At 71.1% G+C, this 22,041-nt stretch carries 17 protein-coding genes and 1 pseudogene; 14 read left to right on the forward strand and 4 right to left on the reverse strand.

Annotated elements, in window-relative coordinates; all coding sequences use genetic code 11:
• Window positions 1–49: 49 nt before the first annotated feature.
• The 11 genes and pseudogenes from ACFYXS_RS11005 to ACFYXS_RS11055 all read left to right on the forward strand — a co-directional run bounded on the left by ACFYXS_RS11005 (window position 50) and on the right by ACFYXS_RS11055 (window position 13,088).
• Window positions 50–982, forward strand: coding sequence for a carbohydrate ABC transporter permease (locus tag ACFYXS_RS11005; protein WP_389246260.1), 933 nt, complete (start codon window positions 50–52; stop codon window positions 980–982).
• Window positions 983–996: 14 nt separating this feature from the next.
• Window positions 997–1,929: a carbohydrate ABC transporter permease gene (locus ACFYXS_RS11010; protein ID WP_389246262.1), complete on the forward strand. Its 933-nt coding sequence runs from the start codon at window positions 997–999 to the stop codon at window positions 1,927–1,929.
• Window positions 1,930–2,162: 233 nt separating this feature from the next.
• Window positions 2,163–3,359 (forward strand): ROK family protein, encoded by a 1,197-nt coding sequence (locus ACFYXS_RS11015; RefSeq protein ID WP_389246264.1) that lies wholly within the window; start codon window positions 2,163–2,165, stop codon window positions 3,357–3,359.
• 144 nt (window positions 3,360–3,503) lie between these two features.
• Window positions 3,504–4,610: a sugar ABC transporter substrate-binding protein gene (locus tag ACFYXS_RS11020; RefSeq protein ID WP_389246266.1), complete on the forward strand. Its 1,107-nt coding sequence runs from the start codon at window positions 3,504–3,506 to the stop codon at window positions 4,608–4,610.
• Between the two features lie 183 nt (window positions 4,611–4,793).
• A complete protein-coding gene (locus tag ACFYXS_RS11025; protein ID WP_389246268.1) occupies window positions 4,794–5,582 on the forward strand; it encodes an ATP-binding cassette domain-containing protein in 789 nt (262 codons plus the stop codon).
• Window positions 5,579–6,883 carry a sugar ABC transporter permease gene (locus tag ACFYXS_RS11030; protein ID WP_389246270.1) on the forward strand — a complete coding sequence of 435 codons (1,305 nt, stop codon included), beginning with the start codon at window positions 5,579–5,581 and terminating at the stop codon, window positions 6,881–6,883. The genes ACFYXS_RS11025 and ACFYXS_RS11030 overlap by 4 nt, the downstream gene beginning before the upstream one ends.
• Before the next feature lie 136 nt (window positions 6,884–7,019).
• Entirely contained in the window at window positions 7,020–8,969 is a 1,950-nt protein-coding gene (dxs, locus tag ACFYXS_RS11035; RefSeq protein WP_389246272.1) for a 1-deoxy-D-xylulose-5-phosphate synthase, read from the forward strand.
• Between the two features lie 143 nt (window positions 8,970–9,112).
• Window positions 9,113–10,660 carry an amino acid permease gene (locus tag ACFYXS_RS11040; protein WP_389246882.1) on the forward strand — a complete coding sequence of 516 codons (1,548 nt, stop codon included), beginning with the start codon at window positions 9,113–9,115 and terminating at the stop codon, window positions 10,658–10,660.
• A 42-nt stretch (window positions 10,661–10,702) separates the two neighbouring features.
• The gene (locus tag ACFYXS_RS11045) at window positions 10,703–12,340 is read left to right on the forward strand and encodes a glycosyltransferase family 39 protein (RefSeq protein ID WP_389246274.1); all 1,638 of its coding nucleotides are present in this window, start codon (window positions 10,703–10,705) and stop codon (window positions 12,338–12,340) included.
• A gap of 69 nt (window positions 12,341–12,409) precedes the next feature.
• Window positions 12,410–12,556 (forward strand): annotated as a pseudogene (locus ACFYXS_RS11050) (CPCC family cysteine-rich protein); the annotation flags it as partial.
• A 46-nt stretch (window positions 12,557–12,602) separates the two neighbouring features.
• Entirely contained in the window at window positions 12,603–13,088 is a 486-nt protein-coding gene (locus ACFYXS_RS11055) for a barstar family protein (RefSeq protein WP_389246276.1), read from the forward strand.
• Between the two features lie 8 nt (window positions 13,089–13,096).
• Here ACFYXS_RS11055 and ACFYXS_RS11060 read toward each other — a convergent pair whose 3' ends face one another.
• A complete protein-coding gene (locus ACFYXS_RS11060; RefSeq protein ID WP_389246884.1) occupies window positions 13,097–13,516 on the reverse strand; it encodes an NTP pyrophosphohydrolase in 420 nt (139 codons plus the stop codon).
• Window positions 13,517–13,607: 91 nt separating this feature from the next.
• On the opposite strand from ACFYXS_RS11060, the gene ACFYXS_RS11065 reads away from it, so the two are divergent.
• The 3 genes from ACFYXS_RS11065 to ACFYXS_RS11075 all read left to right on the forward strand — a co-directional run bounded on the left by ACFYXS_RS11065 (window position 13,608) and on the right by ACFYXS_RS11075 (window position 16,763).
• Complete coding sequence (locus tag ACFYXS_RS11065) at window positions 13,608–14,486, forward strand: DsbA family protein (RefSeq protein WP_389246278.1); 879 nt, start codon at window positions 13,608–13,610, stop codon at window positions 14,484–14,486.
• 88 nt (window positions 14,487–14,574) lie between these two features.
• Window positions 14,575–15,822 carry a peptidoglycan-binding protein gene (locus ACFYXS_RS11070; protein ID WP_389246280.1) on the forward strand — a complete coding sequence of 416 codons (1,248 nt, stop codon included), beginning with the start codon at window positions 14,575–14,577 and terminating at the stop codon, window positions 15,820–15,822.
• On the forward strand, window positions 15,819–16,763 hold the full coding sequence (locus tag ACFYXS_RS11075) for an SPFH domain-containing protein (RefSeq protein WP_389246282.1): 945 nt from the start codon (window positions 15,819–15,821) through the stop codon (window positions 16,761–16,763). The genes ACFYXS_RS11070 and ACFYXS_RS11075 overlap by 4 nt, the downstream gene beginning before the upstream one ends.
• A 69-nt stretch (window positions 16,764–16,832) precedes the next feature.
• Here the strand turns inward: ACFYXS_RS11075 and ACFYXS_RS11080 are convergent, their stop codons facing one another.
• From ACFYXS_RS11080 to ACFYXS_RS11090, 3 genes are all read right to left on the reverse strand, one after another.
• Window positions 16,833–18,971 carry a 3-hydroxyacyl-CoA dehydrogenase NAD-binding domain-containing protein gene (locus ACFYXS_RS11080; RefSeq protein ID WP_389246284.1) on the reverse strand — a complete coding sequence of 713 codons (2,139 nt, stop codon included), beginning with the start codon at window positions 18,969–18,971 and terminating at the stop codon, window positions 16,833–16,835.
• Window positions 18,968–20,188: a thiolase family protein gene (locus ACFYXS_RS11085; RefSeq protein ID WP_389246286.1), complete on the reverse strand. Its 1,221-nt coding sequence runs from the start codon at window positions 20,186–20,188 to the stop codon at window positions 18,968–18,970. The genes ACFYXS_RS11080 and ACFYXS_RS11085 overlap by 4 nt, the downstream gene beginning before the upstream one ends.
• A 577-nt stretch (window positions 20,189–20,765) precedes the next feature.
• A complete protein-coding gene (locus tag ACFYXS_RS11090) occupies window positions 20,766–22,004 on the reverse strand; it encodes an HRDC domain-containing protein (protein ID WP_389246288.1) in 1,239 nt (412 codons plus the stop codon).
• Window positions 22,005–22,041: the final 37 nt, after the last annotated feature.

The following is a 22,041-nucleotide window of genomic DNA, read 5'->3' on the forward strand; positions in this document are numbered from 1 at the left end:
GCGGTCGGGGCCCCGGTGCGATGGTCTATCCGATGGCAGGAGCAGTGCCATGCGATACCGCAAGTACCCCTTCATCGTGGGGTTTCTCTTCTTTCCGGTCGTCCTGTACTTCGTCTTCGTGATCTGGCCGTACGCCCAGACCTTCGGCTATTCGCTGACGGACTGGTCGGGTCAGTCGCAGACGATGAACTTCGTCGGTCTGAAGAACTACACGACGCTTTTCCACGACCACGTGTTCCTGCAGGCACTGCAGCACAATGCGCTGCTGCTGGTGTGCCTGCCCGTGATCACGATCCTGCTGGCGCTGTTCTTCGCCTTCATGCTCAATGTCGGCGGCCGCGGCGGCACCACCGGCGTCCAGGGAGTCCGCGGCTCCGCCTTCTACAAGGTGGTGTTCTTCTTCCCCCAGGTGCTCTCGGTCGCCATTCTCATCGTGCTTTTCCAGGCGATCTACCGCAGTGACGGATCGGGCCTGCTCAACGGCGTGCTCCTCAAGCTGCACCTGGAGGACGCGCAGAATCCGATCGAGTGGCTGAACAGCCCGAACCTGGTGATGTGGTGCCTGCTGGGCGTGCAGATCTGGGCCGGTGTGGGCTTCTACCTGGTGCTCTTCTCGGCGGCCATGCAGTCCATTCCGAAGGACATCTACGAGGCCGCCCTGCTGGACGGCGCGGGCCGTCTGCAGACGTTCTTCAAGGTGACGCTGCCGCTTCTGTGGGACAGCGTGCAGACCGCCTGGGTCTATCTCGCGATCGCCGCGATGGACTTTTTCGCCCTGGCCTCGACCCTCACCCCGGGATCGAATTTCGGCGGCGGTCCCGACTATCACGGTGAGGTCATGGCGACCTATCTGATGCGGAACTTCCTCACCTTCGGAAAGAGCGGCTACGCCTGCGCCATGGGCGTTGTCATCCTCTTCCTCACCTTGATCCTTTCCGCCATCGCGCTGCGGGCCACCCGCCGCGAGCGCGTCGAATTCTGAGCGGGGCGCATCCCATGGCCACTCCCATCAAGCAGCCCACGCCCGTCCCCCTCGTCTTCCGGCCGCCCGTGGACGGCGAGGGCAAGCCGGACCGTAGGCGCTCCGCCGAGGGCGGCACGACCATCAACGTCTTCTCGCACGGCTTCCTCGTGCTGTGGGGCGTGATGATCCTGCTGCCGCTGGGCTGGATCGTCCTCGGTTCGTTCAAGAACAACTCGGAGATCGGCGCGAGTGCCTGGTCGTGGCCCTCGCACTGGTCCTTCGACGCCTTCTCCCGGGCCTGGGAGAAGGGCATCGGCGAGTTCTTCGTCAACACCGTGATCGTGCTGGTCTTCTCGGTGCCGCTGACGATGCTGCTCGGTGCGATGACGGCGTACGTGCTGGCGCGCTACGAGTTCCCGGGCAACCGCGCGATCTTCTACCTGTTCGTCGGGGGCGCGATGTTCCCGGTGTACCTCGCCCTGGTGCCGCTGTTCTTCATGGTCAGCAACCTGGGCATGCTCAACACCTACCAGGGCCTGATCCTGGTCTACGTCGCGTACTCGCTGCCGTTCACGGTCTTCTTCATGCACTCGTTCTTCCGGACGCTGCCGACGGCGGTGCACGAGGCGGCGATGATCGACGGCTGCTCGCACTCCCGGGCGTTCTTCCAGGTCATGCTGCCGATGGCCAAGCCGGGCCTGATCAGCGTCGGGATCTTCAACGTCCTCGGCCAGTGGAACCAGTACATCCTGCCGATGACCCTCATGCAGCAGCAGAGCAGCAGCGACCCGGACCGCTCGATGCTCGCCCAGGGCCTGGTGAACCTGGCGCAGCAGCAGGGCTACTCCGGTGACTACCCGGCGCTCTTCGCCGGCATGACGATCGCCATGCTGCCGGTGCTGGTGGTGTACCTCAGCTTCCAGCGCCAGGTCCAGGCCGGTCTGACCGCCGGCACCCTGAAGTAATCCGCGACGACCCAGGGTGACCGACCCGGCGCGCTGCGCGGTCGATCCGCCCGAACCGGAAGCGGCCCCGTCACATGACGGGGCCGCTTCCGGAGTTTTCGGGCATTCCGGCAGCTGTGTTGTTCTCCCCCTTGACGGGAAGTAGGCCCAAAGGCTCAAGTTAGAGTTCACATGTTGTAGACGACGGGGTCTCATCGGTGCGGTCCCGTCCGGTCGTCGGGAGTGGGATGGTCGTGGAGACTCCGGGATCGCAGTCGTCGCTGCACCGGGCCAACCTGGAGCGAGTGGTCCGGGCCGTGCGCCTGGCGGGCTCGCTGACGCAGGCGGAGATCGCCCGGTCGACGGGACTGTCCGCGGCAACGGTCTCCAACATCGTTCGTGAACTGAGGGACAGCGGGACGGTTCAGGTCACGCCCACCTCCTCGGGCGGCAGGCGGGCGCGCGCGGTCACCCTGTCCGGGGACGCGGGCATCGTCGTCGGCGTCGACTTCGGGCACTCGCACCTGCGCGTGGCCGTCGGCAACCTCGCCCACCAGGTGCTGGCCGAGCAGTCCGAGCCGTTCGACGTGGACACCTCGGCCTCCGAGGGCTTCGACCGGGCGGAACAACTGGTGACCCGGCTGATCGCGTCGACCGGCGTGGGCGCGGACAAGGTCATCGGGGTCGGCCTCGGCGTCCCGGGCCCGATCGACGTGGAGACCGGAACGCTGGGCTCCACCGCGATCCTGCCGGGCTGGGGGGGCCTCAACCCCCGCCAGGAGCTCGCCGAGCGGCTGGGCATGCCGGTCCAGGTGGACAACGACGCCAACCTCGGCGCCCTGGGCGAACTGGTCTGGGGCAGCGGGCGCGGCGTCAAGGACCTCGCCTACATCAAGGTGGCCAGCGGTGTCGGCGCCGGCCTGGTGATGGACGGCCGGATCTACCGGGGCCCGGGGGGCACCGCGGGCGAGATAGGCCACATCACGCTGGACGAGTCGGGCCCGGTCTGCCGCTGCGGCAACCGCGGTTGCCTGGAGACCTTCACCGCCGCCCGGTACGTCCTGGAGCTGCTGCGCGGCAGCCACGGACCGGACCTCACCCTGGCGCGCATGGTGCAACTGGCCCGCGAGGGCGACCCGGGCTGCCGCAGGGTGATCGGTGACGTGGGCCGGCACGTGGGCATGGGTGTCGCGAGTCTGGCCAACCTCCTGAACCCCAGCCGTGTCGTGCTGGGCGGCGACCTGGCGGAGGCCGGTGAGCTGGTCCTGGGGCCCATCAGGGAGTCCGTGGCCAGGTACGCGATCCCCAGTGCCGCACGCCGGCTGTCCGTCGTCTCAGGCGCACTTGGGGGCCGTGCGGAGGTGCTCGGAGCGCTGGCCCTGGCGCTCAGCGAGGTCGGAGATTCGTCCCTTTTGGATGCTTCTGTACCCCTCGTTGCGGGCGTGTCCTAGGGATCACGCTGCGTTCATCTACATAACGAAACGCACCGTTGCCATCTCGTTAAGTATTAACTTCTTGACGTCAAGTCTGTTGCCGAGTTGACTCACGACCACCTCGGCCGCAGTGTTGCGGCCCAGTCAGGGAGGCAACCCCACATGAACGCAATGATGCGGCGCGTCGTGATCGGCACCGCGGCTGTTTCCATGGCCCTTTCCGTGGCCGCCTGCGGCAAGGCCGGCGACGACAAGAAGGACGACGCGAGCGGCAGCAGCAGCTCCGGTGGCTCGAAGACCATTGGTCTGCTGCTCCCCGACAGCGTCACCGCGCGGTACGACAAGTTCGACCACCCGCTCTTCGAGGCGAAGGTCAAGGAGCTTTGCGCGGACTGCGACGTGCAGTACGCGAACGCCGCGGGCGACGCCGCCAAGCAGGCGCAGCAGGTGAGCACCATGATCACCAAGGGCGTCAAGGTCATCGTGATCAGCTCGCAGGACGCTGCGGCCATCAAGTCCTCCGTGCAGGCGGCCGTGGACAAGGGCATCAAGGTCGTGGCCTACGACCGTCTCGCCCAGGGTCCGGTCTCCGCCTACGTCTCGTTCGACAACGAGAAGGTCGGCGAGCAGCAGGGCCAGGCGCTTCTCGACGCGCTGGGCTCCAAGGCCACGCCGTCTGCGAACGTTGTCATGATCAACGGTGACGACGCCGACCCGAACGCCGCGCTGTTCAAGCAGGGCGCCCACAAGATCCTCGACGGCAAGGTCAAGATTGCCTACGAGCAGAGCGGTCTGTGGAAGGACACCGTCGCCAACCAGAAGGTGACGGCGGCCATCACGCAGCTCGGTGCCAAGAAGATCGCCGGCGTCTACGCCGCGAACGACGGCATGGCCGGTGGTATCGCCACCGCCCTCAAGGGCGCCGGCATCAGCGGCATCCCGCTGACCGGTCAGGACGCCGAACTCGCGGGCATCCAGCGCATCATCGCGGGCACGCAGTCCAGCACGGTCTACAAGCCGTTCAAGCCGGAGGCCGACGCCGCCGCCCAGCTCGCGGTCAACCTGCTCGAGGGCAAGGCCATCGACTCGCTCGCCACGACCACGCTGACCAGCGGCTCCGGCGACAAGGTCCCCTCGCAGCTGGTGCCTTCGATCTCCGTGACCAAGGCGAACGTGAAGGACACGGTCATCAAGGACGGCCTCTACAGCGCCTCCGAGATCTGCACCGCCGAGTTCGCCAAGGCCTGCAAGGCCGCCGGCATCCAGTAACACGGCAGGCCCTCCCACCGGAGGCCGCCGCACAGACCTGTCCGGTGCCCGCCCGTCCACAGACCCCGCTGACGGGCGGGCGCCGGACAGACACTCTGTTGTCATCATGTAAGGCAGTGCAACTCGCACAAAACTCCGCGCCTGTCCAAGCGCGGCATCCCCGCCGGTCAGGCGGCGAAGGAGATGGTTCACGTGTCCGCTACGCCCGTGCTGGCGTTGCGCGGAGCCTCCAAGCGATTCGGTGCGGTTCAGGCACTCACCGATGTCGACCTGGAAGTTCACGCCGGAGAGGTCGTCGCGCTTGTCGGCGACAACGGCGCAGGTAAGTCAACCCTGGTGAAGACGATCGCCGGTGTGCACCCCATCGATGAGGGCGTCATCGAGTGGGAGGGCAACCCGGTCAGCATCAACCGGCCGCACGACGCCCAGGGTCTGGGCATCGCGACGGTCTACCAGGACCTCGCGCTCTGCGACAACCTCGATGTCGTCGCCAACCTTTACCTCGGCCGGGAGCTGCGGCGCGCGGGTGTGATCGACGAAGTCACGATGGAGAAGCGTTCGCGGGAGCTGCTCAGCACCCTGTCGATCCGCATCCCCAGCGTCCGTATCCCGATCGCGGCCCTGTCGGGTGGTCAGCGGCAGGTCGTCGCCATCGCCCGCGCGCTGATCGGCGACCCCAAGCTGGTGATTCTCGACGAGCCCACCGCCGCCCTCGGTGTGGAGCAGACGGCCCAGGTCCTCGACCTGGTCGAGCGGCTGCGCCAGCGCGGCCTCGCCGTCATCCTCATCAGCCACAACATGGTCGACGTCAAGGCCGTCGCCGACCGCGTCGCCGTGCTGCGTCTCGGCCGCAACAACGGCGTCTTCGACGTCAAGAGCACGTCCCAGGAAGAAATCATCTCCGCCATCACGGGTGCCACGGACAACGCCGTGACCCGCCGTCAGGCGCGGCGCACGGAGGTTGCGAAGTGAGCGACACGTCGAAGACCGTCAAGCCGGAGAACGAGACGGTGTCGTCGGTCGAGGACCCGTCCTCGGCGGCCGTGCCCGTCGTCGACCCGCGACTGCTGGTCCGCGAGGAAGGCTTCAAGGGCTACCTCACGGAGTTCAAGCGCAAGGTGCGCGGCGGTGAACTGGGCTCGCTCCCGGTCATCATCGGCCTCATCATCATCTGGACCATCTTCCAGACCCAGTCCAGCCAGTTCCTCACCGCGGGCAACCTCGCCAACATCGGCTTCTTCCTGGCCGCGACCGGCATGCTCGCCATCGGCCTGGTCTTCGTGCTGCTGCTCGGCGAGATCGACCTGTCGGTGGGCTCCGTCAGCGGTCTGGCATCGGCGGTCTTCGCCATCTTCGTGACCAAGCACGGGATGAACCCCTGGCTCGCCCTGGTCCTCACCATCGTGACCGGCATCCTCATCGGTTCGCTGCACGGCTGGTTCTTCGCGAAGATCGGCGTCCCCGCCTTCGTCGTCACCCTCGCCGGCTTCCTCGGCTGGAACGGCCTGATGCTGCAGCTGCTCGGCGACAGCGGAAGCCTCTCCATCCCGGACAACGGCCCGCTGCACATCCTGGGCCAGCGTTCCTTCTTCCTGGACCAGGACGTCGCCGGCGCCTACCTGCTCGCGGGCCTCGGTACCGTGGCCATGCTCGCGGGTTCGCTGATCGACCAGCGCCGCCGTCGCGCGGCCGAGGTCCCGTACCGGCCCACCAGTGAGATCGCGCTGCGCGTCGGCGCCCTCGCCGTGGTGACCTTCGTCGCCGCGTACGTGCTGAACCAGGCGAGCGGTGTGCCCAACGCCCTGGTGGTCTTCGTGGCGGCCCTGGTCATCACGGACTTCGTACTGCGCCGCACCTCCTACGGCCGCAAGGTCTTCGCGGTCGGCGGCGGCATCGAGGCGGCCCGTCGTGCGGGTATCAACGTCGCCATGGTCCGTATCTCGGTCTTCGCGATCGCCGGCGGTTTCGCGGCGCTCGGCGGCATGTTCTTCGCCGCCCAGACCTTCACGGCGACGCTCGGTGCCGGTGGCGGCAACGTCCTGATGCTGGCCATCGCGGCCGCGGTCATCGGTGGCACCAGCCTCTTCGGCGGTCGCGGCAACGTGTGGTCCGCGCTGCTCGGCATGCTGGTCATCCAGTCCATCCAGACCGGCCTGGACCTGCTCAACATGAACACCGCACTGCAGTACATGATCACCGCAGCGGTCCTGCTCGCCGCCGTGGTCATCGACTCGGTGTCCCGCCGGAGCCAGAAGGCGGCCGGCCGCGGCTAGTCCGCACCGCGCACCAGTGGCGTGACGTGCCCGGCGCAGGGAAGATCATCCCAGCGCCGGGCACAGGTGTGTGCGGGGCCCGGAACACGACCACATACACTCGGGAAACCCGGCAAGCGACAGCAAGGAGGCACGGGTGGCGCTGCTGACTCGTATCAAGGGACCGCGCGACCTCGACCGGCTCGCGCCAGAACAGCTGGTGGAGCTGGCGGGCGAGATCCGTACCTTCCTGGTCGACGAGGTCTCCAAGACCGGTGGGCACCTGGGCCCGAACCTGGGTGTGGTCGAGCTGACCCTCGCCCTGCACCGGGTCTTCGACTCGCCCAAGGACAAGGTGCTCTGGGACACCGGGCACCAGAGCTACGTCCACAAGCTGCTCACGGGGCGTCAGGACTTCACGAAGCTCAAGAGCAAGGGCGGCCTGTCCGGCTACCCGTCGCGCGCCGAGTCCGAGCACGACGTCATCGAGAACAGCCACGCCTCCACGGTGCTCGGCTGGGCCGACGGCATCGCCAAGGCGAACGAGCTCCTCGGCAAGCGCGACCACACCGTCGCCGTGATCGGTGACGGCGCGCTCACCGGTGGCATGGCCTGGGAGGCGCTGAACAACATCGCCGCCGCGAAGGACCGCCCGCTGGTCATCGTCGTCAACGACAACGAGCGCTCCTACGCGCCGACCATCGGCGGCCTGGCCAACCACCTGGCCACGCTGCGCACCACCGACGGCTACGAGCGCTTCCTCAGCCGCACCAAGGAACTGCTCGAGCGCACCCCGGTCATCGGCCAGCCCCTCTACGAGACGCTGCACGGCGCCAAGAAGGGCTTCAAGGACTTCATCGCGCCCCAGGGCATGTTCGAGGACCTGGGCCTGAAGTACGTCGGTCCCATCGACGGCCACGACATCGCCGCCCTGGAGTCCGCTCTCCAGCGGGCCAAGCGCTTCGGCGGGCCGGTCATCGTGCACTGCCTCACCGAGAAGGGCCGCGGCTACACCCCGGCGCTGGAGGACGAGGCCGACCGCTTCCACGCCGTCGGCAAGATCCACCCCGACACCGGCCTTCCGATCGCCGCCTCGGGCGCCGACTGGACCTCGGTGTTCGGCGAGGAGATGGTCAAGCTCGGCAAGGAGCGCAAGGACATCGTCGCCATCACGGCCGCGATGCTGCAGCCGGTGGGTCTGGAGAAGTTCGCCAAGGCCTTTCCTGACCGCGTGTACGACGTGGGCATCGCCGAGCAGCACGCCGCGGTGTCGGCCGCGGGCCTGGCCACCGGTGGCCTGCACCCGGTCGTCGCGGTCTACGCGACGTTCCTCAACCGGGCCTTCGACCAGGTGCTGATGGACGTCGCGCTGCACAAGTGCGGGGTCACCTTCGTCCTGGACCGCGCGGGCATCACCGGCACCGACGGCGCCTCGCACAACGGCATGTGGGACATGTCGATCCTCCAGGTCGTGCCCGGCCTGCGGATCGCCGCCCCGCGCGACGCCGACCAGGTCCGCGCCCAGCTGCGCGAGGCCGTCGAGGTCGACGACGCCCCGACCGTGGTGCGCTACTCCAAGGGCGCGGTCGGCCCGGCGGTCAAGGCCGTGGGCCGCGTCGGCGGCATGGACGTGCTGCGCGAGGCCACGCCCAGGACCGACGAAGCGTCGGGGGAGCCGGAGGCGCCGGCGCACGACGTCCTGCTGGTCTCGGTGGGCGCACTCGCCCCGATGTGCCTGGAGATCGCCGACCTGCTCGACGCCCAGGGCATCACCACTACCGTCGTCGACCCCCGCTGGGTCAAGCCGGTCGACGAGGCGCTGCCGGGCCTGGCCGCCCGCCACCGCGTCGTCGTCACCGTCGAGGACAACGGCCGCGCCGGCGGCGTCGGCTCCGCGGTCTCCCAGGCGCTGCGCGACGCCAACGTGGACGTCCCGCTGCGGGACTTCGGCATCCCGCAGCAGTTCCTGGACCACGCGAGCCGCAAGGAGGTCATGGCCGAGATCGGCCTGACCGCCCCGGACATCGCCCGCCAGGTGACCGGTCTGGTCTCGCGGCTCCAGGGCCGTTACGCCGACGAGCCCACCCCGCAGGTCGCCGGCGACTGACGCGGTACGGGCCGATGGGCCGGGCGGCCACCCTTACGGGTGATCGCCCGGCCCATCTGCGCAGGTGTAGGCGCGCCTGTTCCGGTCACAAGCACCCCCAGGTGTTGTGATGCAGGAACAACTGTGGAGGTGCGCCGGTGGATCTGGGTGATAACGGCGGTTTCGGCGGACACGACAAGAAACCGGCCGGAAAGCGTCAGAACAGTTTCTTCCGGACCAAATCGGTCGAACGGTCCCTCAAGGACACGGAGGAACCGGAGCACACCCTCAAGAAGTCGCTCTCCGCCCTCGACCTCACGGTCTTCGGCGTCGGCGTCGTCATCGGCACCGGCATCTTCGTGCTCACCGGCAAGGTGGCCAAGGACAACGCGGGCCCCTCGGTGGCGTTCGCCTTCGTCGTCTCAGGCATCGTGTGCGCCCTCGCGGCCCTGTGCTACGCGGAGTTCGCCTCCACCGTGCCGGTCGCCGGGTCCGCGTACACCTTCTCCTTCGCCACCCTCGGCGAACTGCCCGCCTGGATCATCGGGTGGGACCTCGTGCTCGAACTCGCGCTGGGATGCGCGGTGGTGTCGGTCGGCTGGTCCGGCTACATCCGCTCGCTGATGGACAACTGGGGCTGGCAACTGCCGACCGCCCTGTCCGGCAGCACGGACACCACGTTCCACTTCGACCTGCTGGCCTTCCTGCTGGTCCTCGTGCTGACCGGCATCCTGGTGGCCGGCATGAAGCTGTCGGCCCGCGTGACCTCCGTGATCGTGGCCATCAAGGTCGCCGTGGTGCTCGTCGTCATCGTCGCCGGGGCGTTCTTCATCAACGCCGACAACTACAAGCCGTTCATCCCGCCCTCCAAGGAGGTCACCGGCACGGGGGCCGGCCTCGGGGCGCCCCTCATCCAGTTGATGACCGGTTTCCAGCCCGCCCAGTTCGGCGTCATGGGCATCTTCACCGCGGCCGCCGTGGTCTTCTTCGCGTACATCGGCTTCGACATCGTCGCCACGGCCGCCGAGGAGACCCGCAACCCCCAGCGGGACGTGCCGCGCGGCATCCTCGGGTCGCTGCTCATCTGCACGATCCTGTACGTCGCGGTCTCCGTCGTCGTCACCGGCATGCAGAAGTACACCGAACTGTCCGTCGACGCCCCGCTCGCCGACGCGTTCAAGGCGGTCGGGCATCCCTTCTGGGCCGGACTGATCAGCTTCGGCGCCGCCGTCGGCCTGACGACCGTGTGCATGATCCTGCTGCTCGGGCAGAGCCGGGTGTTCTTCGCGATGAGCCGCGACGGCCTGCTGCCGCGCTTCTTCTCCCGCGTCCACCCCACGGCGGGCACGCCGTACCGCTCGATCCTGCTGCTCGGTGTCGTCGTCTCGGTCGTCGCGGGGTGCACCAGCATCGCGGAACTGGCCGAGCTGGTGAACATCGGCACCCTCTTCGCGTTCATCGTCGTCGCGATCGGCGTGGTCGTGCTCCGCCGCACCCGCCCCGACCTGCCGCGGTCCTTCCGCACCCCGTGGGTGCCGTGGGTGCCGCTGGTGTCGGTGCTGGCCACCTTCTGGCTGATGCTCAACCTGCCCGCCGAGACCTGGCTGCGGTTCGCGATCTGGATGGCGCTGGGCTTCGTCGTGTACTTCGCCTACGGACACCGGCACAGCCGGCTGCGCGTGCCGGAGCCGGACCGCCGGGGGGCGAGCTGACCGCGGCCAGGGGGCCCGCGGGGGTGGGGTAGCTTGGGGCGCGTGCCCAGCCGTCCCGAGAACGCCCGTCCCGCCGCGCCGGCACGGGCCCTCCCGGGCGACAGGTTCTGGCTGCCGCTGATCCCGCTGCTGACGGTCCTGGCCGCCCTGGTGCACCTGCCGTCCTTCCTGCGCCCGGTCTGGAACCCCGACGAGGGCTTCCTCGCCACGCAGGCCCGGATGCTGGCCGCCGGCGGGGTCCTGTACGACACCGTCGTCGACCGCAAGCCCCCGTTGCTGCCGTGGCTCTACCAGGGCGCCTTCGCGCTCTTCGGCGACGACTCGCTGCAGCCGCTGCGCTGCGCCGCCGTCGCCGCCCACGTCGTGACGGCCGCGCTGCTCGCCGCCCTCGCCCGTCGCCGCTGGGGCGACCGGTGGGCGGCGGCGGCCGGCGTCGCCTACGTACTGCTGTCCGTCGGACTCGCGCCCGAGGACACCCAGGCGGCCAGCTTCGAGGTCTTCACGCTGCCGTGGACCGCTGCCGCCGTGCTGCTGGCCGACCGGCGGCGCTGGGGCCTGGCGGGGCTCGCGGTGGCCGGGGCGGCCCTCACCAAGCAGACGGGGGCCGTGGTGCTGCTGCCCGTCGTGTGGTCGCTCTGGCGGGCCGGGCGGCAGGCCCCGTCCTCCTCCGGGCTGTCGCCGCGGGCGCTGACCCCGTCCTGGGCCGCAGGGCGCGGCGACGGCATGCTGCTGCGGACGGCGGCCGGCTCCGGTGTCCTGCCGGGTCCGGGCCGCGGCGCCGCCTCGGGCGGCGCCTCCGGCACGTACGCCGCCGGTACGGGCGGCGGCTGGGGACGCCTGCTGGCGGGATGCGTCGTGCCCGTCGCGGTGGTCGCGGCGGCGACCGGCACACGGGACTTCGTCTTCTGGACGGTCACCGGCTCGAGCACCTACATGTCACCGCAGGGCGCCTGGCTCCTCGGCGCGGGCCGCGGGCTCGGCAACGCCGCGATCCTGCTGGCCGCCGGGGCCGGACTCCTGGTGCCCGCGCTGTGGTGGGCGGCACGACGACGGCCCTTCGCCGACGCGGACCTGTGGGTGTGGCTGGCGGCGTCGGTCTGCGCGGTCGTGGCGGGCTTCCAGTTCTACGGCCACTACTACCTGCAACTGCTGCCCCCGCTGGTGCTCATCGGCATCGCCGCGGTGCGCCGGCTGCCCTCCCGGGGCCCGGCCCGCCGACTCGCGGCGGCCTGGACGCTGCTGGCGGCGGCGGTCTTCACCGCCTGGGGACTTGTCGCGCCCCGCGCCGAACACGACCACGCCCGAGCGGTCGCGGCCGCGGTCCGCGCCCGCAGCGGCCCGCAGGACACCGTCCTGCTGTGGGGCATGCACCCGGAGCAGTACTGGCTCGCCGACCGCGCCCCCGCCGGCCGCTACCTCACCGCGGGCTTCCTCACCAACTTCAGCGGCGGCCGCGGCGGTGCCCGGGTCGGTGCCCGCTACGCCGTCCCCGGCGCGTGGCACGTCCTGCGCGAGGAATTCGCCTCGGCGCCCCCCGCCCTGGTCGTCGACGACTCACGCGGTGCCCCGTACGGGGCCGCCGCCGTCCCCGAGTTCCGCGACCTCCTCGCGCGGGGCGGCTACGCCCGGGTGGGTACGGTCGACGGAGCGGTGCTGTACGCGCCCCGCGGCCACGGCTAGAGCCGCTTCCCAAGACCGCGGGCCGGAATCGGGTCGCGTCGCGCGGGGCCGAGCGGCCGGACCGCACCGGTGGACGCCCGCCGTCCCTGTCCTTGCTGCGGTCACCTCGTCCTCGACGCCGGGGACGGGTGGCCCGGCACGTATGCCATCTGCCCCGTGTGCCACTGGGAGGACGACCCCGAGCAACTGCGGTGGCCGTACCAGTGGGGCCGTCCGAACCGCGTCCCGCCGGCCGAGGCCCAGCGGAACTTCCGGGCCTGCGGTGCCCGCGACCAGTACGGGAGGGCGCTTCGCGCGGCCGGCGACGGACGACGAGCCGCTCGACCACGCCTGGCGCCCGATCGATCCGGCCGTGGACGTGTTCGAGGAACGGACGGACGCCGCGCCGCGTCCCGTGCCCGACGACCCTACGGTGCTGTGCTGGTGGCTGCCGTCCTTCTGGGGGTGCCCCGAGGAACCGGAGCCCGAGGCGCCCGCACGCGTGGTGATCGACGTCGGACCGGTCCGCGACGAACGTGACCTGCACGCCGTTCTGAAGCGCGAACTCGGCTTCACCTCGTTCGACGGCATGAACTGGGCAGCCTTCTGGGACGCGATCACCGCACTGGTCCCGATGGCGCCCGAACTGTGCTTCACCGGCCGGGCCGACCCCGAGCGCCGGCTTCCGGAAGCGGCGGCCGTGCTCGACGCACAACTCGCCGCGTACGGGCTGACGTCGCCGGGCTTCCGCGTGATCCACCACCCGTAGCGCGGCGGCTACCGGCGCACCGACCGCGGTCCCGCCACCGCGGCGCCGTGCGCGCTCACGCGTTCGCGCAGTTCGCGGTCGGCGGTGACGACGAGGCAGGGCCGGTCCGGCGGCCGGCGGTCCGCGACGAGCTCCACGATCAGGTCGTCGCCGGGGCCGGGGGCGGCCTCGACCCGGACCCCGGGCACCGGGGCCACGTCACGGGCCGCGCCCTCCACCACGAGCAGCAGATCCAGCGGCGGCTCGTGGGCCCAGTCCGGCACGTCCGGCCGCTCCGGGAGTCCTGTCTCCGCGAGCGGGGCGAGTGCGTCCCGCAGGCGCTCGGTCGCCCCCCGCCGGTCGCGCCACCAGCCGTCGGGTACCGAGCCCACGACGTTGGCGGCGTCGACGACGACCAGGGGGACGGGAATGCCGTTCACACCCACCAGCCTGGCACAGCGCCGCGGGGGGCGGCCCCTCCTTCCGCCGGGACGCCCCCCGCCCGCATCCGGGCACCGGGGCCGGTGGTAGAAAGACCCGGTGAAGCAGACGAAGTCCAAGCTCTTGCGGTCGTACGCCGGGACCGCGGTCGTCCTGGTCGTGGTGTTCGGCGGGTCGGCCGTCATCGGCGCGCACGTGCGCGGGGAGAAGGAGCACACGGCCAAGGCGCCGACCGGTGCCGCCGGTGAGGACGCCCTGGACGTGCCGGTGCGGCCGAGCGTGCTGCCGGTGACGCTGACCGTGTACGAGGACCTGCGCGCCCCGGAGTCCAAGGCGTTCGCCGCGGAGTTCGCGGACACCTTCACGCAGCTGCTGGCCGCGGGACAGGTCCAGATCAACTACCGCCTGGTGCGGCCCTCCGACACCGTGAACGGCGGCCAGGGCGCCCTCGCCGCGGCCAACGCGGCCGCCTGCGCGCAGGACCAGGGCCGTTTCACGCAGTTCGTGGACGCGCTGTGGGCCGTGCAGCCCGCCGACGTCCAGGTCGACGCCCTCAACGACGAGAAGCTGCTCAAGGCCGTCTCGAGGACGGCCGGCGCGATCGACGAGGGCAAGTTCGTGCCGTGCCTGGAGGAGCGCGACCACTACGCCTGGGTGAAGAAGTCCCAGCGGCAGTTCAAGGAGGCCGGGTTCACCACGGCGCCGGTCGTGCAGGTCAACGGTGAGACCGTCACCGCCCCGACGGGCGGCGCGGACGGGCTGACGCCGTCTCGGCTGCGCGTCCTGGTGAAGAAGGCCGTGGACCTGGCGGTCCGTCAGGCCGTGAGTCCCGGCCCGAGTTCGTCGGCGAGCCCGACGGCCGGTGCCACCGCGGGCAGCACGGCGACCAGCAGCCCCTCGGCCACCGCCACGGACACCGCCGGTATCGGGGCCGATCCGTCCGCGACGACGGGCGAGAGCGTCACTCCGGTCGGCTGATCGCGCGCACTCTTGCCCCATTTCGCAGCTTTTCCTATGAAATGGGGTAAGGGGGGCATGTGGCATCCGATTCAGAGGAGTGGTGCGCATGTCCACGCCGGTGTTCGTCGACGTCGAGCCGCGGCCCGGCTGCGGGTGCGAGGACTGTGCCCGCGCACGGTTGATCGAGGTGACGGCGCGCAGGTCACGGGGGTCCCTGGGCTCGCGTGCGGCACCCGCCGCGATGGCGGTGATCGCGGGCGCGGGCGCGGTCGCCGCGGTTCCCGGCGTCACCGTCGCGGCCCCCGCGCCGGGGAACCGCGTCGAGGCGGGCCACGAACTCGCCGCCGCGCCGCAGCGTCTGTCGGGCAATGAGATCCTGGACCGGGCCCAGACCTGGGTGGACGCCGAGGTCCCGTACCGGATGGACGAGTACTGGAGCGACGGCTACCGGCAGGACTGCTCCGGCTTCGTCTCGATGGCCTGGGGCCTGAACCGCAGTGAGTGGACCGGCAGTCTGCCGCGCTTCGCCCGCCGCATCGACGTCGACGATCTCGAGCCCGGCGACATCCTGCTCTACCAGAGCCGCAGGAGCCCCCACGGCGGCTCGCACGTGCGGATCTTCGCCGGCTGGGCGGACGACGAGCACACCGCCTACAACGCCTACGAGCAGGCCCCGCCGCACACCCAGATGTCCGAGATCCCGCTGCCGCCGGACTCCGGCTACCGGCCCTACCGCTACAAGTACCTGAGCGACGACGGAGACTCCGGCGGCGACCTGTTCGACGACTTCCCCGGAAGCTGGTCGTTCGGCGCCGGAAGCTCCAACCGCAACGTCACCCGGCTCGGCCGGATGCTGCGGACGCGCGGCGGCGGTCCGTACTACCGCTCCGGGCCCGGCCCCCGCTGGGGCGCGGCGGACCAGCATGCCACCCGCGCCTTCCAGCGGGCACAGGGCTGGAAGGGGACGGCGGCCAACGGCATCCCAGGACCGACGACATGGCGCTACCTCGTCGACGGCAAGGGGGCGAACATCGGGCGGGGAGCGGCGGCCCCCGGCACCCCGGCCCCCGGCACCACGGCCCCGGCCCCCGCCGGCACGGCGCCAGGCGCCGCCCCCACCGCCTACCCAGGACCCGGGACCTTCCGCCCCGGACAGTCCGACCCCCACGTCCTGCTGCTGGGCCGGCAGCTGGTCGCCAAGGGCTTCGGCACGTACTACCGGTCCGGCCCGGGCCCCCGCTGGGGCGAGTCCGACCGGCGCGCCGTCGAGGCGTTCCAGCGCGCACAGGGGTGGTCGGGCCGCGAGGCCGACGGCCATCCCGGACCTGAGACCTGGAGGCGACTGTTCTCGTGACCACCACCGACACGACGCCGTTCCCCGCGGTGAACCCGCCGGTGCCGCTGATCCCGGCGCCGTCCCCCACGCCGCAGCTCTCCCCGGCGGGGTTCCCCCAGCCGAGCGCGGACACCGACGTCGCGGAGCGCCCGGGACGCTGCCTGCCGGGTGTTCCGGCGCTGGCCGTCGTCTTCGCCGCGACGCTCGCGGCGGTGGTCGTGCCGCTGCGCTTCGGCGGCGACCCGCACCACTCGCTGGGCTACCTGACGACCGTTCTCCTCGCGGCGCTCGCCGCCTTCGCCGCGCTGGGCCTGGCCCGGGGCCGCTCCGGCTCCGTGTGGGTGCTCACCCGGCACGGCGCCTACCGCGGCACCGTACGGCGCACCGGGCTGCTGTGGATCAACCCGCTGCTGCCGCGGCGCCGGGTGGACATCACCGTCCGGCACTGGCGCGGCAGCCCCGTGGAGGCGACCGACGCGGCCGGTACGCCGGTCCTCGTCACCGTCCTGCTGGTGTGGCGGGTCCGTGACACCGCCCGCGCCTGCTTCGCCGTCGAGGACCATGTGCGCTTCCTGCGCGAGCAGACCGAGGCGGCCGTCACCCGCTGCGCGTCCCGGCTGCCGGCCGACGACTTCCGCGGCTCCGGTCCCACCCTGCGCGATGTGGACATCCTCGCCGAGGAGCTCACCCGCGTGCTCGCGCGCGACCTGCGCCCCGCGGGCGTCGAGGTCTTCTCCGCGCAGCCCGTGCGCGTCGCCTACGCGCCCTCCGTCGAGCCCGCGATGCAGCGGGCCCGGCTGGCGGCCCTGGACGCCCGGCACCGCCGCGCCGTCCTGGAGGACGTGCTGACGGCCGTGGACGACACCGTGCGCGGTCTCACCGAGCGCGGCCTGGTCGAGCTCGACGACTACGAACGCCGGGCCCTGGTGCGGGATCTGACGGTCGCCTACGCGAAGTAACGGGCCGCCGCCACAACGAAGGGCCGCCCGGGCAGGAAGCCCGGGCGGCCCTTTCGCCGTACCGCGACGTTACGCCGGGACGCTCGCGACGCCCGGGGCGAGGAACGGCTTGCCGTTCACCCGCTCGGAGACGCCCTCACGGTCCAGGTACGGCGTGATGCCGCCCAGGTGGAAGGGCCAGCCGGCACCGGTGATCAGGCACAGGTCGATGTCCTGCGCCTCGGCGACGACGCCCTCCTCCAGCATGATGCCGATCTCCTGCGCGACGGCGTCCAGGACGCGGGCGCGCACCTGATCCTCCGTCAGCACGGTGTCGCCCTGCACCAGGAGCGCGGCGACCTCGGGGTCCAGCTCCGGCTTGAAGCCGTTCTCGGCGGAGTAGACGTAGAAGCCGCGCTTGCCCGCCTTGACGACGGCCGCCAGGTTCGGGGAGACCGTGAAGCGGTCGGGGAAGGCGCGGTGCAGCGTCTCGGAGACGTGCAGACCGATGGCCGGGCCGACCAGCTCCAGCAGCACCAGCGGGGACATCGGCAGACCGAGCGGCTCGATGGCCTTCTCCGCGGTCCCGACCGGGGTGCCCTCGTCGATGACGTTCTGGATCTCGCCCATGAAGCGGGTCAGGATCCGGTTGACGACGAAGGCCGGGGCGTCCTTGGTCAGGACCGCGGTCTTCTTCAGCTTCTTCGCCACGGCGAACGCGGTGGCCAGCGACGCGTCGTCGGTCTGCTCGCCGCGCACGATCTCCAGCAGCGGCAGCACCGCGACCGGGTTGAAGAAGTGGAAGCCGACGACCCGCTCGGGGTGCTCCAGCTTGGAGGCCATCTCGCTCACCGACAGGGAGGAGGTGTTGGTGGCCAGGATCGTCTCCGGCTTCACCACCGCCTCGACCTCGGCGAACACCTGCTGCTTGACGCCGATCTCCTCGAAGACCGCCTCGATGACGAAGTCCGCGTCGCCGAAGGCGGCGGCCTTGTCGAGCGAGCCGGAGACCAGGCCCTTGAGGCGGTTCGCCTTGTCCTGGTGGACGCGGCCCTTGAGCAGCAGCTTGTCGATCTCGCCGTGGACGTAGCCGACGCCCTTGTCCACGCGCTCCTGGTCGATGTCGGTGAGGACCACCGGCACCTCCAGGCGGCGCGCGAAGAGCAGCGCCAGCTGGGAGGCCATCAGGCCGGCGCCGACGACGCCCACCTTGGTGACCGGGCGGGCCAGGTTCTTGTCCGGGGCACCGGCCGGGCGCTTGGCGCGCTTCTGTACCAGGTTGAAGGCGTAGATGCCGGAGCGCAGCTCGCCGCCCATGATGAGGTCCGCCAGGGCCTCGTCCTCGGCGTCGAAGCCGGCCGCCAGGTCGCCGTTCTTGGCGGCGGCGATGATGTCCAGCGCGCGGTACGCGGCCGGGGCGGCGCCGTGCACCTTGGAGTCGGCGAAGGCGCGGCCCTTGGCGACGGCCTCGTCCCACGCCGCGCCGCGGTCCACCTCGGGGCGGATGATCTGGATCTCGCCCTTGAGGACGGCGGAGGTCCAGATGAGCGACTGCTCCAGGAAGTCCGCGCCCTCGAACAGCGCGTCGGCGATGCCGAGGTCGTAGACCTGGCCGCCCTTCAGCTGCTTGTTCTGGTTGAGCGAGTTCTCGATGATGACGCTCACCGCGCGTTCGGCGCCGATGAGGTTCGGCAGCAGCGCGCAGCCGCCCCAGCCCGGGACCAGGCCCAGGAAGACCTCGGGGAGGGAGAACGCCGGGACGGAGGAGGAGACGGTGCGGTAGGAGCAGTGCAGGCCGACCTCGACACCGCCGCCCATGGCCGCGCCGTTGTAGTACGCGAACGTCGGCACCGCGAGGCCCTGCAGGCGGCGGAAGACGTCGTGGCCGCCCTTGCCGATCGCCAGGGCGTCCTCGTGACGCCCCAGCAGCTCGACGCCCTTGAGGTCGGCGCCCACCGCGAAGATGAACGGCTTGCCGGTGATGCCGACGCCGACGATCCCGCCGTCCGCGGCCTCCTTCTCGACCTGGTCGAGGGCGGCGCTCAGGTTCGCCAGCGACTGCGGGCCGAAGGTGGTCGGCTTGGTGTGGTCCAGGCCGTTGTCCAGGGTGATGAGCGCGAAGCGCCCGGCGTCCTGGGGGAGGTCGAGGTGGCGCACGTGCGCCTGCGTCACGACCTCGTCGGGGAACAGCTCGGCCGCTCCCTTGAGAAGCTCGGCGGTGGTGGTCACTTGCTGCCTCCGTCGAAGTGCGGGTTCTCCCAGATCACGGTGCCGCCCATGCCGAACCCGACGCACATGGTGGTCAGGCCGTAGCGGACGTGCGGCTGCTCCTCGAACTGGCGGGCCAGCTGCGTCATCAGACGGACGCCGGAGGAGGCCAGCGGGTGGCCGAACGCGATGGCGCCACCGTACTGGTTGACGCGCGCGTCGTCGTCGGCGATGCCGTAGTGGTCGAGGAACGACAGCACCTGGACGGCGAACGCCTCGTTGACCTCGAACAGGCCGATGTCGGAGATCGACAGGCCCGCCTTGGCGAGTGCCTTCTCCGTCGCCGGGATCGGGCCGACGCCCATCACCTCGGGCTCGACGCCCACGAAGGCGTAGGAGACCAGGCGCATCTTCACCGGGAGGCCCAGCTCCCGGGCGACGTCCTCGGCGGCGATCAGGGACGCCGTGGCACCGTCGTTCAGCCCCGCCGAGTTGCCCGCGGTCACGTTGCCGTGGGCGCGGAACGGGGTCTTGAGGCCGGCCAGGTTCTCCAGCGTGGTGCCCGGGCGCATCGGCTCGTCCGTCGTCGCCAGGCCCCAGCCGGTCTCGCCGCCCTCGGGGGAGGTGCGGCGCACCGAGATCGGCACCAGGTCCTGCTGGATCCAGCCGTTCGCGTACGCCTTCGCGGCCTTCTCCTGGCTGCGGACCGCGTACTCGTCGGCGCGCTGCCGGGTCAGGTGCGGGAAGCGGTCGTGCAGGTTCTCCGCCGTCATGCCCATGAACAGGGCGGAGTCGTCGACCAGCTTCTCGGACACGAAGCGCGGGTTGGGGTCCACGCCCTCGCCCATCGGGTGCCGGCCCATGTGCTCCACGCCGCCCGCGACCGCCACGTCGTACGCACCGAAGGCGACACCGCCGGCGACGCTGGTGACCGCGGTCATCGCGCCCGCGCACATGCGGTCGATCGAGAAGCCGGGCACCGACTTGGGCAGCCCGGCGAGGATCGCGGCCGTACGGCCCAGGGTCAGACCCTGGTCGCCGATCTGGGTGGTCGCGGCGATCGCGACCTCGTCGATCCGCTCCGGGGACAGGGCGGGGTTGCGCCGCAGCAGCTCCCGGATGGACTTGATCACCAGGTCGTCGGCACGGGTCTCGTGGTAGATGCCCTTCGGGCCCGCCTTGCCGAACGGGGTGCGGACGCCGTCGACGAAGACGACGTCCCTAGCGGTACGAGGCACGTTGGCTCTCCTCAGGATGCGGGTTCGCTTGCCGCGGGCAGAAGACGGCGGCTCCGGGCTCCATGCTACTCATCGGTAACCGATGTGCCCAGTGCGGGTGTGGGGGGTCACACGTCGTGTCTTCTCCCGCCCGCCCTCCCGGGTGCCCGGCGCGGTCAGGTGCCCCGGCGCGCGTGTGGCGTGGGCCGGGTGCGGGGCCTCCGGGGCTGCACGTCCTGGACTGGCATATTTACGCGCCTTTCCAGCACCTGCTCATCCCGTCCCGGCCCGCACAGTGCGCACAAATATGCCGCACCGTCCAGAACATCCACCCTCCCCCAGCCTCCGGCCGGGGGTACCCCCAACTCCCCGCCCCCTCCGTCTCGTCATGCGCCTGATCCCCGGAGGAGGGTAGAGACGGCACCGTGCTCGGGCCATCCGTTGGCGCAGCGCCGTCCCGAGGCCCAGCCGTCCGCCGACAGCACCCCCACCGGCCGTCAGTCGCCCGAACCGACCCGGAGGGGGTGTGGCGAGGTACCCCCGCTGGGGGCACCCCCGGCCGAAGGCTGGGAGAGGGCGAGAGGGTGGGGGAAGAACCTCACGCGGGATGGGCGGCGAGCGCGGAGGTGAGGATCGGGGTGGTGAGCTCGACCTGCCACGGGCGCGCCCCCGCCTCCGCGAGGAACGCGGACACCGCCTCCGGCGTACGGTCCCGCGGAGGCGCCCAGCACAGGCGCCGCACGGTGTCCGGGGTGATGAGGTTCTCCTGCGGCAGATTGAGCTGCTCCGCGAGTTCGGAGACCGCCGCCCGGGCCGCCGAGAGCCGGGCCGCGGCGACCGGGTCCTTGTCGGCCCAGGCGCGCGGCGGCGGGGGGCCGGTGAAGGCGGGGCCCGGCTGGGGGAGCTCGCGTTCGGGGATGAGGCGGGCGTGGTCGATCGCGGCCTGCCACTGCTCCAGTTGGCGCCGCCCCATGCGGTGCCCGAAGCCGGGCAGCGCGGCCAGCGCGTGCGCGTTCGGGGTGGCCTCGAGGGCCGCGGCGACGATCGCCGCGTCGGTGAGGACGCGGCCCGGGGAGACGTCGCGCTCGCGGGCGAGCCGGTCGCGCAGGTTCCACAGCTCGCGGACGACGGCCATCTGGCGGCGGCGGCGCACCTTGTGCATGCCGGAGGTCCGGCGCCAGGGGTCGACCCGGGGCGGGGCCGGCGGGGCGGCGGCGATGGCCTCGAACTCCTGCATCGCCCAGTCCAGCTTGCCCTGTTCGCGCAGTTCCTCCTCCAGCGCGTCGCGGAGGTCGACCAGCAGCTCGACGTCGAGCGCGGCGTAGCGCAGCCACGGCTCGGGCAGCGGCCGGGTGGACCAGTCGACGGCGGAGTGCCCCTTCTCCAGGGCGAAGCCGAGGACGTTCTCCACCATCGCGCCGAGTCCGACCCGTGCGAATCCGGCGAGCCGTCCGGCGAGCTCGGTGTCGAAGAGCCGCGTGGGCCGCATCCCCGCCTCGTCGAGGCAGGGCAGGTCCTGCGTCGCGGCGTGGAGCACCCATTCCGCATCGCCCAGTGCCTCGCTCAGCGGCGACAGGTCGGGGCAGGCGACGGGGTCGATCAGCGCGGTCCCTGCTCCGGTGCGGCGCAGCTGGACCAGGTAGGCCCGCTGTCCGTAGCGGTAACCGGATGCGCGCTCGGCGTCGACGGCGACAGGTCCGGAGCCCGCGGCGAAGGCCGATACGACGTCGGCGAAGGCCTCCGGGCTGGCGGTCACCGGCGGGATTCCCTCGCGCGGGTCCAGCAGCGGGACCGGCGCCGGTGGTGCTTCTGTTGCGGTCTCTCGGGCGTCGGTCACCAGTCAAGAGTATCCGTGTACGGCAGGCGCCCGCCGA

This window comes from Streptomyces sp. NPDC002574, assembly GCF_042889545.1.
In the GTDB taxonomy this organism is placed as follows: domain Bacteria; phylum Actinomycetota; class Actinomycetes; order Streptomycetales; family Streptomycetaceae; genus Actinacidiphila.

Coding starts and splice junctions, on each gene's coding strand:
- ACFYXS_RS11005 (WP_389246260.1), top strand. CDS start 50: ATGCGATACCGCAAGTACCCCTTCATCGTGGGGTTTCTCTTCTTTCCG.
- ACFYXS_RS11010 (WP_389246262.1), top strand. CDS start 997: ATGGCCACTCCCATCAAGCAGCCCACGCCCGTCCCCCTCGTCTTCCGG.
- ACFYXS_RS11020 (WP_389246266.1), top strand. CDS start 3,504: ATGAACGCAATGATGCGGCGCGTCGTGATCGGCACCGCGGCTGTTTCC.
- ACFYXS_RS11025 (WP_389246268.1), top strand. CDS start 4,794: ATGGTTCACGTGTCCGCTACGCCCGTGCTGGCGTTGCGCGGAGCCTCC.
- ACFYXS_RS11070 (WP_389246280.1), top strand. CDS start 14,575: ATGTCCACGCCGGTGTTCGTCGACGTCGAGCCGCGGCCCGGCTGCGGG.